A 15,907-nucleotide genomic window follows, 5' to 3' on the forward strand; every position below is an offset into this window, starting at 1 on the left:
AAAAATCATTTAGTATATATTTAATCTACCAGAAAAATAACTTAGTGATTCTATATTAGAATTTAATTTGAATAAAGCAAAAGAGCTGCTATCGCAGCTCTTTTACTTTTCCATATTTTTAGGATTAAAATTAACATCCATTTGAGGAAACGGTATCTCTATTTTTTCTCTGTCAAAAATTTCTTTGGCTTTTTCAATTGAATCAAAATATACTGTCCAGTAGTCTGCAGTCCTACACCACACTCTGTAAGTTATATTTACAGAAGAATCTCCTAATTCTTTTACCCTTATAGTGATAGGGTCATCTTTCAATACTTTTTCATGTGAATGGGCTATCTCGTTTAAAAATGAAATAGCTTTCTTAAAATCATCTCCATAGGAAATTCCAAAATCAATATCTACTCTTCTTTTATCATTTTTGGAATAGTTGATCAATGAGTTATTAGACAATTCTCCATTAGGAATTATGATTTTTTTGTTGTCTGGAGTATTCAAAACTGTATAAAATATCTGAATCCCTTCAACAGTTCCTGAATGACCTGCCGCCTCTATATAGTGACCTATCTCAAAAGGCTTAAAAATAAGGATAAGAACTCCTCCTGCAAAATTTGACAAACTTCCCTGTAAGGCTAGACCTACTGCAAAAGTTGCCGCACCTAGAATTGCAACAAGTGATGTCATCTGGATTCCCACTACAGATGCTGTTATTATTACCAAAATAACATAGCTCAGAGATCGTAAGCATGATACTGCAAAGGAATGTACCATAGGGTCTGTCTTTCTCTTATACATTGCCTTATGAACCAATGCCATAATGTTATTAATGACAAATTTACCGATTATGAAAATAACTATCGCCCCTAGTAACTTCATGAAAAGATCAGCAAAGTTACTTGTGATAAAAAGCTTCATGTTCTCCATATATACCCCCCTAAATTTTTATGTTATAGATATATACATTTTTCTAATAAAATTCCTTTTATTTTCTTAAAGTAAAAAAACCTCCATCAGATAAAATCTGAAGAAGGTTTTCCATTGATTTTGATTATAACTTATAAAGTAACTCTTCATAAGTTGGCATAGGCCAAATTTCTTTAGAACATAAAGTTTCTAAATTATCAGCTGCAGTTCTGATTTTATCCATCGCTGGTAATATCTCTTTTCTTGCGTACTGAACTTCAGCATCTAAGTCTTCTGGTTTATTAGCAATTATTGTCTCTAAAGCTTTTGTCTCATTCAAAAGTGTATCAACGTTTTCAGCTATTGAAACAACAAGGTCTTTTTGACTTTTTAATAAGCTTTCAGGTAAAAATTCTTTACTACTGTTGATTGTATCTGCTATTTCTTTCATGTACTTGTTAGCAGCAGGAGCAACTTCAGTCTCAGACATTTTTGTTATTACTTTTGCTTCAAGTTCTACTTGATTTACATAAATTTCACTATAAATGTTATGTCTTGACTCTAATTCTTCTGCAGTTAGAACCATGTGCTTTTCAAATACTTCTATTGTTTCTGGAGCTAAGTTATATTTTAATACGTCACTTGTAGCCTTTAAGTTTGGAAGACCTCTCTTTTCAGCTTCTACTATCCACTCTTCTCCATAACCATTTCCGTTGAATACAACTTTTCCATGCTCAGTGTATGCATTAGTAATGATTTGCTTTATAGCTTCATTTTTATCTTCTGCTTTTTCAAGAATATCTGCATATTCTGAAAGTACCTCTGCAACAATTGTATTTAGGATTACATTTGGACCTGAAGTAGATGCTGAAGATCCAACCATTCTAAATTCAAATTTATTTCCTGTAAAGGCAAACGGAGAAGTTCTGTTTCTGTCTGTAAGGTCTTTTGGTAATTTTGGAAGAGAGTCTACTCCAATCTCAAGTTTTGAAGATACAGCTGCACTTTCAGTTGCAACTCCTGCTACATTAGCAAGTACATCTGAAAGTTGATCTCCCAAGAAAACAGATATAATTGCTGGAGGTGCTTCATGTCCTCCTAATCTGTGGTCATTATTCGCACTTGCAGCAGATAGTCTTAGAAGTGGAGCATATCTATCCACAGCCTCTATTACAGAACTTAGGAATACAAGGAACTGAGCGTTATCTTTAGGGCTATCTCCTGGCTCAAGTAAGTTCGCACTTTCAGTTGCAAGAGACCAGTTATTATGCTTTCCAGAACCATTTACTCCTGCAAAAGGTTTTTCATGTAAAAGAGCTACTAGTCCATGTCTAACTGCTACCTTTTGGATAATATCCATAGTAAGTTGATTACTATCAGTTGCTACGTTTGCTGTAGAGAATACTGATGCAACCTCAAATTGATTTGGTGCAACTTCATTATGCTTTGTCTTAGACGAAACTCCGATTTTCCATAGCTCAAGGTCTAGATCCTGCATGAATGTAGCTACTCTTTCTTTTATAGTACCAAAGTAGTGACCTGTAAGTTCCTGCTCTTTTGCAGAAGCGGCACCTAATAATGTTCTACCAGTATGCATAAGGTCTAATCTTTTTTCATAGAAATCTTTCTCTACTAAGAAGTACTCTTGCTCTACTCCTAAAGTAGTATATGTTTTTTTAGTTTTTGTATCTCCTAAAGCTTTTAAAACTCTTAAAGATTGTTTTTCAACAGCTGCCATAGATCTTAAAAGAGGAACTTTTTTATCTAAAGCATGTCCCTTGTATGAAACAAAAGCTGTAGGTATGTAAAGAGTTATACCAGTCTGATCCTCTCTCAAGAATGCAGGTGATGTAGTATCCCATGCAGTATAACCTCTAGCTTCAAAAGTAGCTCTTAGTCCTCCACTTGGGAATGATGATGCATCAGGTTCTCCTTTTATTAGCTCTTTTCCAGAGAATTCTAACATTACGTTTCCGTCTGGGCCTGGATTAACAAAAGAATCATGCTTTTCAGCTGTAATTCCTGTAAGTGGTTGGAACCAGTGAGTAAAGTGAGTCGCTCCTTTCTCAAGTGCCCAATCCTTCATAGCGTTTGCAATAACTTCTGCAACATTTAACGTAAGATCTTTTTCTCCATTTTGTACTTTTTTAAACTCTTTAAAAATACTTTTAGGTACTCTTTGCTTTAAAGTAGCCTCATTAAAACAGTTAGTTCCATAAACTTCAGTCAAAGGTCTCACTTTAAAATCATTATTTTTCATAAATATTTCCCCCTCTAAATTGAAAATTATATAAAAAATGGGCAGGAATTCAAAAGAATCCTATCCCATGTTTCTGCACGTGTTAAATAAACCACTTTTTCTGTAGAAAGTTATCCCGTAAACAGCTGCTTCTTTTTTGCAAAATGAGATTTTATCCATTGACAAGCATTGGATAAGCTCAAAACGTGAACTATACTCATTTAAAAAGCAAAATTTAGAAACTGCCACAAGAACCATCCTCCTAAAATTATTAATTCTGAACACTTTTTTAATCAAGTTCGAAAACCAGTAAAACATCAATCGAATGTATATACCACATAAATATTTTTTATATTTTACTATTTATACAGTCAATATCTGATCTTTCTTAATGAGAATAATATCACAGCTAACTTGAAAAATCAAGATTTTTTTTAAAAATAATTTTTGAGTTTTTCCCAAAAATGGATACTTCGCCATCTATGAGTTCACTTTCCGTAATAGGACTTTCCACATAAATTTCCTCTGTTAAATTAAATTTCAAATTTTTTAAATGAGTCTTGAAGTTTCTAACAATATTAATAGTGTCACCCTCTATAAATTCACCATTTTTGATGTTTATATTAATTTTACTTTCTATTGGTTTTTCAAGCATCAATTGATAAATAAGATCCACTTCATAAGAATTTTTTAATACTTTAGTGAATTTTTCATTGGGTGTTATTTTTTCCTCATTACAAATAAAATTATATTTATTAAGAGTGTCTAAAACCTTTTGTATTTTAAATCTTTCAATTTTATTTTCTAAAGTTACAGATGCAGATAGATAACCTATGTTAAACTCAAGTTTTTCACCTGAAAAAAGATTCACAAAAAACTTACAAACCTCTATAGATCTTTTTACAGAAAGAGTTTCAGATATGGAATAAGCTAAATATCTATCAGTGGATATTACCTTATTATTATCCTTTGATACTTTTCCTTCAAATATAATCTTGCATTCTCTATTTTTAACTTCAAAATAATTGACTCCATTGGATTTTAAAAACTTCAGGGTAAAATTCAAAAGTTTAGAATTCCCACATATAATATCAACTTTTCCTATAGTCGTTATTTTTTCTTTCATGTTAAATTCTGGAATATTTGACCTTGAAATTGGAAATTTTATATTTTGATTGAATTCTGACTGCATTTCAAAATAAGTTTTTACAACACCACCAAAATCTTCATCTATTATGATCTCTTTTAACAAAGGTTTCCTAGGTTCTTTTTCCAGTGAAAAAAGTCTTGGATTCTCATCATCAGCTGTTACCTGAACTTTTTTTTTACTGACAACTCTTGAGGGGTGTCAGTAGTTTCAAAAATATGCTGTTTTTCTATCAAATATTTTTTCAGTTCATTTAAAAATTCAATTTCATTTTGTTTTAAGAGCTTTATCTCATTGGAATTCAGCCAATTAATTGTTTCTGTATTTATAATAGAGGAAGATGTTACAAAATAGGCATTTGGTTTTGAATCACCTAATTTATTATATACAAAAGATAAAATCTCTCTTGTATCGGGATCCTCTAAGTCATAACCAATAAATAAAAGAAGTTTCCCTTTCAGTTCACGTTTCAGATTTTCAAAAAGAGGACTATAAAGTGTCAATAATTTTAACTTTCTGAAATCCTGTTTTGTAACAAGCATTTTATCCATGTGTTCAAAATCCCCATTTATTTTGTAAAGTCTAGGTAAGTCAGATTCTACTTCACCTTCATTCTGTATATCTACCTTAAAGATATCAGGCCCATAGGAATTTTCAATAAGAGTATCAAAATTTGTTGTTACAACTGCATCAATAAAGGGAGATTTTGGAAACAAATAGAGAAGATCAGAGGTTGCCCTTGTATTCGAATAAGAGTTCTTTAACTTGTTAAGAAGCTTCAATTTGCTTCCTGTCACGCTGTCTAAATAAACTTGACACACCTCAGCTAAAGAGTTGGTGTCAGTAACCTCTAACTTTGAATACTTATCCAAATCTTCATATATAAGCTTAGCTAACTCTCTTTTGCTGGGATAACCCATCAATTTTCCTAAAATATCTCCTATCCATAATACAATATTTTCCCCGTCTCGTAATCTATTTATAAAATTTGTCATAATTTACTCCTTGTAAATATTAATCATTTCTTAGCTTAGTATACCCTATTAATACCCATTTCACAACCTTAAAAAGCAAAGAAAATAAAATCCCCCTGCCTTTGCAGACAGGGGCTAATACTAGTCAAATGCAACTTTGATAACATCTTCAAAATAATCTACAAAATGAACCGTAACTCCCTCTTTTATATAATCTGGAAGACGTTCATAGTCTTTTTTATTATCCTTTGGAACTATAAGGGTAAAAATACCAACTCTTCTTGCAGCGATTGTTTTTTCCCTTATTCCCCCTATAGGCAGCACCTTTCCTGTAAGGGTTAGTTCACCAGTCATGGCCACTTCCTTTCTCACAGCTTTTCCTTTTGCCAGAGAATATAAGGCTAAGGCCATTGTTACTCCTGCAGATGGACCGTCTTTAGGAGTTGCCCCTGCTGGAACATGAAGGTGGACTGTATTTTTATCAAAAAAGCTTCTTTCTTCTTCAGAACAAGCTTTTTCTTTGTTTAGGTAAGACCTGACATAAGAGTGGGCTATTTCCGCAGATTCTTTCATCACATTTCCTAGCTGTCCTGTAAGTTTAAACCCTTTTTCTTTATTACTAATACCGGTAGCCTCTATATACAGTGTGGCTCCCCCCATAGATGTCCATGCAAGTCCTAGTGTAACTCCAGGTACAGATCTCTGATAAAGCTCCTCAGTTATAAAGAGAGGCTGTCCCAGGAATTCTTCTAGGTTTTTTTTGTTGATATTCACTTTATTCACATCACCTTCAGCTATACGTAGGGTGGTTTTCCTCATTATCTTTCTTATATTTTTTTCAAGATTTCTTACGCCTGCTTCTCTGGCATACTTGTCTACCACATCTTCTATTGCTCCCTTGTTGATGTTTACCTCACGCTTGGTAAGGCCATGTTCTTTCATCTGATTTGGGATTAAAAACCTCTTGGCGATCTCTAGCTTTTCCTCCATTATATAACCAGGAAGCTGAATGACCTCCATACGGTCAAGAAGTGGTTTTGGTATAGTATCCATGGTGTTTGCAGTTGTAATAAATAATATCTTGGAAAGATCATACCTGACATCTAAGTAATGATCCAAAAAGTCTCTGTTTTGTTCTGGATCTAGCACCTCTAAAAGTGCAGAGGCAGGGTCTCCCTGGTAGCTGTTTCCTATTTTGTCAATCTCATCTAGCATTATAACTGGATTTGAAGTTTCTACTCTTTTGAGAGCCTGTATTATCTTTCCTGGCATTGCACCTATATAAGTCCTTCTGTGTCCCTTTATCTCAGCCTCATCCTTCATACCTCCAACAGAAAATCTGTAAAATTTTCTGTTGAGAGTACTGGCTATAGATTTACCTATAGAAGTTTTACCAACTCCTGGAGGACCGACAAGGCAAAGAATAGAACCAGTTACATTCCCTGTTTTCATTATGGTACTTATAAATTCTAGTATATTTGTTTTTACATCCTGAAGACCATAATGATCCTTATCTAATATGGTTCTGGCTTTTTTTACGTCTAGCCTGTCATCAGAATATATTCCCCAAGGAAGTTCTATTATGGATTGTATATAAGACCTGGTCACATGATATTCAGGAGAGCTCTGATCTATCATTTTCAGCTTTTCAAACTGCTCTTCTACAACATTTTTAGCTTCTTCTGAAAGTTCTATTTCTGATAATCTTTCTACAAGTTTATCTATTTCAGTCTGTTTATCATCTTTTTCCATTCCAAGCTCTTTTTTTATAAGCTTAAGCTGTTCCCTGAGAAAATAGTCTTTCTGCTGTTTGCTTACTTTGTCTTCGATCTGCTTTTGTATTTTTTCCTGAAGCTGAGATATTTCTAGCTCTTTTTTCAGAAGTGTCAGAAGCTTCCTACATCTTTCTTCTAGATTAAATTCTTCTAAAAGTTCCTGAAGCTCTTTGCTTTCAATCTTTAACATTGCCGCTATGAGATCCATCAGTATACTAGGTTTGTCATAGGAAACCTGAGACATTAAAAGTTTCAGCTCTTCTTGCATTATAGGATTAACCTTAAATATCTCTTTAAGCGAGGTCATGATAGCAAGCATATAAGCACGTACTTCATCATTTGGAGCTCCGCTTGGTTCCTGGTTATATTCTACATTCCAAGTGAGAAGCGGTGTCTTCTCCACTGTTTTTATCTTCTTAAATCTAGTTATTCCCTGTACTATTATTTGTACAGTATTCGGAGAAATCGGTGTGATCTTATGAATTTTAACTACAGTTCCCACATCATAAAGCTCCGATTTAAAAAGATCGACTTCATCTACTTCTTTTGTAAATACAAGTCCCATTAACCTATTTTCTTTTTCTTCCACTTTTCTTATTGCTTCAAGGAACTGTCCCCCTGAAAATGTTATAGGAATCATTATATTGGGGAAAACAGGTCTTGTTACAATGGGAAGAATTACAAGTTTTTCCGGCATTATCTCATTGACACTAACAAGTTCTGTTATGTTATTATTATCAGCCATAGTGATCTCCTCCTTGTATGTTTTTTAACTATATAGTTACAAAGATATAAAGAATTTCCTTTATATTTTATTTAACTAATTAAAAAAAAATAACTCGAGGAAAAAAATTTTACTTTTGTATAACTATATTAAAGACAAGAATCTGAGGTGAAATGTTATGGTTTTAGAGCATCTGATTTTCTTCGCAAAGTATATTTACTTTATTAATATACTTTTTGTAGTCGTTATAATCTTCGTTGAAAGAAAAAAACCTGTCTATAGTTTGTTCTGGATCACAGTTCTTGTTCTGACATCCTATATTGGATTTATATCTTATCTGTTGTTTGGTTTAAGTTTTAGAAAAAAAAGACTAAGTAAAAAGTTTTATATGAGAAATCTTTTCAGGTATACTAATCCTTCTGAAAATAATGAGGCCAAAAAACTTGAAAAATGGGAGCAGATGATACAGTATTTAGAGCTTACAGGGAAAAACCGGTTAACTTTTTCAAATAGCACAGTAATTTTTACTGATGGAAAAAAACTTTTCCAGGACATGAAAGATGAGTTAAAAAAAGCGACTTCTTATATACACATGGAATATTTTATCTTTGACAATGATGCTTTGGGGAAAGAATTCTTTTCTATTTTGAAGGAAAAGGCAAAATCCGGTGTAGAAGTCAAACTAATATTAGATGGTGTAGGGTGCAGAAAACTTCCGCTAAAAAAAATTGTAGCACTCAGAGATTCAAAAATCGATGTGTTGGTTTTTTTCCCCTCTTATTTTCCCTTTATAAACCTGAGGGCCAACTACAGAACTCACAGAAAAATATGTATAGTTGATGCAAAGTTAGGCTATATCGGAGGATTTAATATTGGGAAAGACTACATAGGGAAGGGTCACCTGGGAAAGTGGAGAGACACTCATATAAAAATGAAAGGTGAAATCTTAAATGAGCTTCAGAAAGAATTTTTTTCATCCTGGGATTTTATAAAAAATCAAAAGTTTTTAAGTTTCAAGAAAAAAGTTAGGAACAGATATGATGAAAAAAAATATTTTCCTGAAAAAGAAAAGATTGGGAATTCTTCTATACAGATTGTAGGAAGTGCCCCAGATTATGAATTTCACCTGATAAGAGATGCTATTCTTCATATGATAACAAAGGCAAAAAAATATATTTATATACAGACTCCTTATTTTATACCAGATGATATTATTTTTGAAGCTTTGAAAATAGCTTCACTTTCTGGGGTAAATATAAAAATAATGATTCCAAATAAACCTGACCACCTTATGGTGTACTGGGCAACTCACTCTTATGTTGGAGAGATGATAACTATGGGAGTGAAGTTTTACTCCTATAAAAAGGGGTTTCTTCACAGCAAAGTAGTCATCGTAGACGATGAGGTTGCCACAGTTGGAAGTTCTAATTTTGATTACAGGAGTTTTTATCAAAATTTTGAAATAAATGCTTTTATATATGATTTTGACACTGTGAAAAAATTAAAAGCAACATTTATAGAGGATCTGGCAGAAAGTTCATCTATAACAAAAGAAATTTACCACAACAGAAAGCTCTTGGTAAAATTCAAGGAATCCATCAGCAGACTGTTTTCTCCAATTCTCTAAGGGGGTAATAATTATGATTGAATTTGATAAATTATCAGATTATTTTAATGAATTTTATGACTTTAGGCCGAATGATGACTCAATTTACCTAGACCTACATCTTCATACAAGCGCTTCAGACGGATACAATACCCCAAAATTTTTCATAGATTTTTTAAATGAAAAAAAACACTTGATATCCATAACAGATCACAATGAGATCAGAGGTGCAGTAAAAATAGCCGAACTTGGAATAAGTGTAGTTCCTGGAATAGAACTCGGGTGTGAAGACGGCTTTGAACTTCTGGTTTATTTCAATACCTTTGAAGACCTTGAAGAGTTTTATGCCAGAGAGGTCGAAGGAAACAAACACCCCTATAGGATGGCTAGAACCACAAAGGATGTTTTTTATTATTTAGACCTTTTAGAGGGTAGAGGCTGCCATATCTCAATCCCTCACATAAATGGAATGGCTCAGAAAAATTTTATTAAAAACAAGCATTATCTTTCTGAGGTAATAAAAAGAGTAGATTCTTTAGAAACATATAACCACTCTCTGTCAAAAAAAAGAAATTTAACTGCAAAAGATTTGAGAAAAAGATATGATTTAAATGCAACCTTTGGAAGTGATGCTCATATCAACAGAGAAATCCTTTCATTTTACCGCTTCCTAAACATGGAAGAAAAAAAACATCATAAATTAATGGATTCTCTCTATAAGGTTCCCATGCTTTCAGGTCTCGGAAAGAAACATCTAGTGCATATGTTCAAGAAAAAATAAAATTTTTATAAAAAATCATCCGTATTATTTACGGATGATTTTCATTTAATAGATTATTATACTCAAAAAGATCTTTGACAGCTTTAAAATATTTTTCCGCCATTATTTCATAACCATATTCATTTGGATGAACTGTGTCACTCATATACTTTGGCGTTCCCCAGGCTTCACCCCATATATCCTCAATGAGGAAAACATTGTCTTTAGAGGAAAGCTCTTTATATATTTCATCATAATTTTTCTTATCTTTTGATTTTATAAAAGATAATATAGAATTTTCAGGAAAAAATTTTGCTATAAAAACCACTGTACCTCTGTCTAAAAGACTGTCAACCATATGTTCCAAATGAATCTTTGTCTTTTCACTAGCTATTTTTCTGAAATAATCATTGGCTCCAAATTCTAGTATAACTATGTCTGGATCAAGGCTCAAAACATCTTTTTTAAGCCTTTTTCTTCCCTGTGAAGCTGTTTCACCTGGAACGCCTTTATTTATGATCTTTACATCTAGGTAATTTTTAAGGTAATCAGGATAGCTTTTCCCCTCAGGAGCCCCTATACCTGCAGTTAGGCTGTCTCCGAAACACACTAAAACAGTCTCCCGCCCTTTTGGCAGTTCTATTTTTAACGGATTCTTATCAAAAAAAACAAAAGCTCCTAAAATAATCGTTATTAATCCGCTTATTATTAAACTTTTTTTCTTCAAACTTTCACCTCACAGATCATTAAAAACACTTTATCACAGCTATTTTATCTTTATTCTTGTCATGTGTAAAAAACTCTCTCTGTTTTTGCTTATTCCGGGTCCACCCATAAATTCTAGAAAAATATCCCCTATAGTCTCATAATTATTGTCTTCTATCCATTTCAAAAATAATTTTAAACTTTCCTCTGTAATAGGTGCGCCTTTTACATACACGCAGGCATACCTTCCCTTTTCCAAAGTATAAGTGTTTTTATAAGATTTTTTCTCTCTGAAGATTACAAACTTGTCTTTTTTTAAATTTCTATTTTCTAGGTTATTTTTATCTATAATCAAGCCCACAGAAGCTTTCTGTCTCGAATTCCGATCACCAAAAATTTCATTAATTTTATTAAAAAAATACATTCTATTTTCTTCTTCTTTCTCTGAAATTTTTTCTACAAATATACCCTTCATCTCATCATACTCCTCAAGAAAAGGTTTATTCACAATTTTATCTGCTTTTAGAAGATCTGTAAAATATTTTTTTTGTATTTCAAGATTTTTCTCTATCTCCATAAGCTTTTCTATTTCTATTTTATTTTCAGAGATTCTTTTTTCTATCAAACCCAGTGTGTAGTCGTAATCCAATTTATCAAGATGCTTTTTTATAAACTCCAGAGGAAATTCTAAGCTCCTGAGATGTACAATTATTTCTAATACACCAATCTGGCCTGCTGTATAGTACCTATAACCGTTATTTTCATCTCTTTTTTTTGGTTTCAGGATGTTTGCCTTATCATAATATCTAAGTGTATGTGCCGATACTCCGCTTATTTTAGATATTTCGCTTATTGTAAACAGTTTCTCCATAAAATAAAATTCCCCCTAAGCCTTGCTTAATAAATTATAGCAGATAAGGGGGAAAGTTTTATACAATATTTAAATTTTTATACAGTTTCATTTTCAATTTCAGTATTTCCGGGATATTTTTTTCTCCATGCTGCAATAAAATATTCTCTAATATCTTCTACGATATAGTAAATACATGGTATTAAGATCAAAGTCAGTATAGTGGCAAAGCTTAGACCAAATATAACTACGAAGGCCATTCCGTTATACATCTCGGCCCCCTCACCATTGCTTATTGCTAGAGGAACCATCCCGAGGACTGTTGTCATAGTTGTCATAAGTATAGGTCTCAGTCTTGTGACTCCAGAAGTCATAACTGCTCTAGAAATATTATCTCCTGCGTCTATCCTCTGATTTATAAAATCTATGAGAACGATGGCATTGTTTACAACGATACCTATTAAAAGGATTATTCCCACGAAGACCATGGCATCCAGACTTTTCCCTGCAAAGTAGAGGCCAAAAATAGCCCCCATTGTGGATAGTGGTATTGAGAATAGTATTATCAACGGAAAAACAAAGGATTCAAACTGCCAAACAAGTATGAAATATATCAGAAAAACTGCCACAACAAAGGTAGAAGCAAGTTGTTTGAATATAGCCCCCATATCTTTGTTGTTTCCGCTAGAACTGTAAGTCACACCATCTGGAAGTCCTATTTTATTAAGCTCTGATATAATGCTAGCCTCTGCACTCTGCAGGTTTGCATTCTTTTCAAGGTTGGCATATAAAGTCACCTTTCTCTTCTTATCTTTCTTCTCTATCTTTGACGGACCTTCTACCAACACATAATCTGCCACATCAGATATTCTGACACTTTTACCATTATCTAGAGCTATTCTAGAGTCTAATAGAAGCTTGCTGGATTCTCTGTACTCCTTTTTCAACTGAACAGTGACATCTATCTCATCATTATCACTATTTATTGTTATAGGAACGTCCCCATTTATCTGAGTCTCTATCATACTAGCTATATCAGACACACTGACACCATAATATTTTGCTTTTTCCCTGTCTATTATAAACCTTCCCTCTGGCTTACCTCCTTCAAGAGATGTGCTTACATCTGTCAATCCTGGAATCTCTGATATTTTTTCTTTTAGTTCATCAGAGATTACCTCTAACTGCTTTTCGTTATCAGAATAAAGGTTAAATTCAAGATCATTTACATCAGAGGATCCTCTTACAAAATCCGGAACAACTGTAATAGTTACATCAGGTATTCCTTGGAATTTATTTCTAAGGTCACTCATAATGTCATACATACTCTCTTCTCTGGTAGTTTTTAGACCTGCGCTTAGATTTAGCACCACATCTTCTGTATCTCCCATTATTGAGTAATTGGTCGCATAGTTTAGATCCTTTGCTCTTTCTTCTAGTATCCCTGCTATTCTGTCAGCCATTTTTATATCTGCTCCAGAGGGAAGGGACGCTATTACGGCAAAATCTCCACTGTCCTGAGTCGGTAAGAATCTTCCGCCTAAGGTTTTTGACATGAATATAGAGGCGATAAACATAATTATTGCTCCAGTGACAACTAAAAATCGTCTTCTTAAAGCTAATTTTAAAACATCCTTATACTTTTGCTTTACAAATTTCATCAAAGAACCTTCATGGGCTATGTCTGTATTTTTTTTGAGAACCTTACTACACATCATAGGTACAAACATTACAGCCACTATAAGTGATGCTGTGAGACAAAAGCTTATAGAATAAGACATGTCTCCAAACTGCTTTTTAACTATCCCTTCCTGAAACACCATAGGTAAAAATACTGCCATTGTTGTAAGGGACGATGTTATTACAGGCAGGGTAACTTCACTAGCTCCCTTTTCCGAAGCGATAAGCTTATTTTCTTTGAATTCTGTAAAACGTCTGAATATATTATCTATGACTACTACCGAGTCATCAACAAGCATACCTACTCCAAGAGATAGACCCATCAGTGAAATTATATTGATGCTTACCCCCATGGCGTTTAATAAAAAGAAAGTAAATATTATAGATGTTGGGATAGACATAGCAACTATCATTGTCACAGAAATATTTTTTAAAAATAAAAATAATATTATAGATACAAGAATTATCCCTGTGTACGCACTCTCTTTTACGCTGGAAATGGAATTTAATATGGTTACAGATGAATCATGGGCTATCTTTGTCTCGGTATTTATAGGCATTGATCCCTCTACATTTTTCAAAACTTTTTTTATGGAATTTACTATTTCTACTGAATTTCCGTTGTCAGTTTTTGTTATAATCAAAGCAAGGGCATCTTTACCACTGTTTCTAAATATAGTGTCTTTGTCCTTTATAGACATTTTTACATCTGCCACGTCTTTTAATTTAAGAAGTTTTCCATTTGAATTTTTTAGAACTATATCTGAGATTTCCTCTACGGTAGAAAGCTCTCCCTCTACTTTAATTATATATTCTTTTTCCCCTTCCATGAGTGTCCCTCCAGGGATATTGACATTAGCATCAGATATAATAGAACTTATCTCCTCTATACCTATATTATAGTTATCTAGTTTTTCAGGATCCACTTCCACTAGGACTTCCTGCTCCTGTCCACCTCTTATAAGCACCTGGGATACACCGTCTATTCTCTCAATTAATGGTTTTACAGTTGCATTGGCATAGGTCCTCATCTCCATGGGATCTCCCCCTACAAGCATTAGAACCATTGCAGGTATACCAGATGTAGACTGCTCCCTTATTACAGGTTCGTCTGCATCATCAGGAAGTTTCCCACTTATCTGGTTTATCTCATTTTGAATCAGAGTTATCTTAGTTTCTACGTCTGTTCCGTAATCAAATTTTACATCTATTGTCGACTCTCCCACCTCAGATGTAGAATTATATTCAGTTATTCCGTCTATATTTGGCAGAATATCCTCTATTTTTTTCGTTATCATATCATTTACATCATCAGGAGTTGCCCCATCCCATTTTATACTTATGCTCGCCATTGGGTATGATGTGCTGGGCATCATTTCCACAGGCATCTTGGTAAGTCCCAGGTATCCAAAAAATATCATGGCTATCATTATCATGGTAGTTGTAGCCGGTTTTTTTATGGAAAAATTTGATAAGCTCATCTGTTTAGGCCTCCTTTATTTTGTCGTTGTTCTCGAGAAGGTACTGCCCCTGGGTTATTATTTTATCTCCTGGCTGATATTCATCAAAAACTATCTGTTGGTAGTCATCTGTTGATATCCCTAGGTCTACCTTATAGATAACTGCCTTTCCTTCTCTTGAAACTGCGATATAATTATACATATCTTTCAACATTACTGATTCTTTTGGAACAAAGAATCCTTCGACCTCTTCACTGCTTACCTTTACCTTAGAGTACATCCCCTTGACCAACTTCCCATATTTATTTTCTACCAAAATTGTAGTTTCGTATTTTTTAGTATCACTGTCAGATGCGGGATTTATTTTTTCTACTATTCCTTCTACCTCTTCTTTTATATCCTCTAGGTATACCTTGGCTTTGTTGCCTTTTTTTATGTTTTTAAGATCAGAAGCAGCTATGCCTATTTCTATCTCCATCTGACTGTTGTCTACAACTGTAAAAAGGTTTGCGTCTGCATTTATTTTTTGGTATTTTTTTATACTAAGATCACTAACTAAGCCTGAAATTTTTGACTTAACTGTGAGGTTTTCATAGTCTTCTTTTGACTTTATATACTGGGATTCAGTTATTTCCATCTCTCCTTCACTCTGTATATACTGATTTTTCACAGTAAGAAACGAGTCTTCAGATATTAGTTTTTTATCAAAAAGAGTCTTGTATTTCTCATATGATATTTTGCTCGTCTCATAGTCTGACTTGGCCTTCATATACTCACCCTTTGATTCTAAGTAAGCAGCCTTAGTGTCTGTATCTTCCAAAACCATAACAATTTTTCCCTTTTCAACATAGTCACCATTTTGATAATTTATCTTTACCACGTCTCCTCCAGTGTCAGTTACGTGAGTCACTTCATTCAGGGGAGTGAGTTCCCCGTTATAATTTTTGATGTTTTCAACCTTAGTTTTTTTAAGCTCTATGCTTTTAACACTTTTAGAAATTTCTTTTTTTTCAACTGGTGTTACTTTGGATTTACCGCATGCAGCTAGTAACACTATAGTTATAATTAATATAAATTTTTTCATTTT

The 15,907-nt window shown here is 33.4% G+C and carries 12 protein-coding genes; 2 read left to right on the forward strand and 10 right to left on the reverse strand.

Annotated elements, in window-relative coordinates; all coding sequences use genetic code 11:
• Positions 1-102: 102 nt before the first annotated feature.
• The 6 genes from ILYOP_RS12910 to lon all read right to left on the reverse strand — a co-directional run bounded on the left by ILYOP_RS12910 (position 103) and on the right by lon (position 7,780).
• On the reverse strand, positions 103-921 hold the full coding sequence (locus ILYOP_RS12910) for a mechanosensitive ion channel family protein (protein ID WP_013388945.1): 819 nt from the start codon (positions 919-921) through the stop codon (positions 103-105).
• 124 nt (positions 922-1,045) lie between these two features.
• Positions 1,046-3,160 (reverse strand): glutamine synthetase III family protein, encoded by a 2,115-nt coding sequence (locus ILYOP_RS12915; protein WP_013388946.1) that lies wholly within the window; start codon positions 3,158-3,160, stop codon positions 1,046-1,048.
• Between the two features lie 60 nt (positions 3,161-3,220).
• On the reverse strand, positions 3,221-3,388 hold the full coding sequence (locus tag ILYOP_RS15895; protein WP_187288121.1) for a hypothetical protein: 168 nt from the start codon (positions 3,386-3,388) through the stop codon (positions 3,221-3,223).
• A gap of 160 nt (positions 3,389-3,548) precedes the next feature.
• Complete coding sequence (locus ILYOP_RS12920; protein WP_013388947.1) at positions 3,549-4,391, reverse strand: hypothetical protein; 843 nt, start codon at positions 4,389-4,391, stop codon at positions 3,549-3,551.
• A gap of 56 nt (positions 4,392-4,447) precedes the next feature.
• Positions 4,448-5,281 carry an SIR2 family NAD-dependent protein deacylase gene (locus ILYOP_RS12925; protein ID WP_013388948.1) on the reverse strand — a complete coding sequence of 278 codons (834 nt, stop codon included), beginning with the start codon at positions 5,279-5,281 and terminating at the stop codon, positions 4,448-4,450.
• 120 nt (positions 5,282-5,401) lie between these two features.
• The gene (lon, locus tag ILYOP_RS12930) at positions 5,402-7,780 is read right to left on the reverse strand and encodes an endopeptidase La (RefSeq protein ID WP_013388949.1); all 2,379 of its coding nucleotides are present in this window, start codon (positions 7,778-7,780) and stop codon (positions 5,402-5,404) included.
• A 157-nt stretch (positions 7,781-7,937) separates the two neighbouring features.
• On the opposite strand from lon, the gene cls reads away from it, so the two are divergent.
• Complete coding sequence (gene cls, locus ILYOP_RS12935; RefSeq protein WP_013388950.1) at positions 7,938-9,386, forward strand: cardiolipin synthase; 1,449 nt, start codon at positions 7,938-7,940, stop codon at positions 9,384-9,386.
• A gap of 13 nt (positions 9,387-9,399) precedes the next feature.
• The gene (locus ILYOP_RS12940; RefSeq protein WP_013388951.1) at positions 9,400-10,146 is read left to right on the forward strand and encodes a PHP domain-containing protein; all 747 of its coding nucleotides are present in this window, start codon (positions 9,400-9,402) and stop codon (positions 10,144-10,146) included.
• 28 nt (positions 10,147-10,174) lie between these two features.
• Here ILYOP_RS12940 and ILYOP_RS12945 read toward each other — a convergent pair whose 3' ends face one another.
• From ILYOP_RS12945 to ILYOP_RS12960, 4 genes are all read right to left on the reverse strand, one after another.
• Complete coding sequence (locus tag ILYOP_RS12945; RefSeq protein WP_013388952.1) at positions 10,175-10,852, reverse strand: GDSL-type esterase/lipase family protein; 678 nt, start codon at positions 10,850-10,852, stop codon at positions 10,175-10,177.
• A gap of 39 nt (positions 10,853-10,891) precedes the next feature.
• On the reverse strand, positions 10,892-11,701 hold the full coding sequence (locus ILYOP_RS12950; protein ID WP_013388953.1) for a MerR family transcriptional regulator: 810 nt from the start codon (positions 11,699-11,701) through the stop codon (positions 10,892-10,894).
• A gap of 77 nt (positions 11,702-11,778) precedes the next feature.
• Positions 11,779-14,841, reverse strand: a complete 3,063-nt coding sequence (locus tag ILYOP_RS12955) for an efflux RND transporter permease subunit (RefSeq protein ID WP_013388954.1) — start codon at positions 14,839-14,841, stop codon at positions 11,779-11,781.
• A 4-nt stretch (positions 14,842-14,845) separates the two neighbouring features.
• Positions 14,846-15,904, reverse strand: a complete 1,059-nt coding sequence (locus tag ILYOP_RS12960; RefSeq protein ID WP_013388955.1) for an efflux RND transporter periplasmic adaptor subunit — start codon at positions 15,902-15,904, stop codon at positions 14,846-14,848.
• Positions 15,905-15,907 lie beyond the last annotated feature (3 nt).

It is taken from the genome of Ilyobacter polytropus DSM 2926, from assembly GCF_000165505.1.
Classification (GTDB): Bacteria; Fusobacteriota; Fusobacteriia; order Fusobacteriales; family Fusobacteriaceae; genus Ilyobacter; species Ilyobacter polytropus.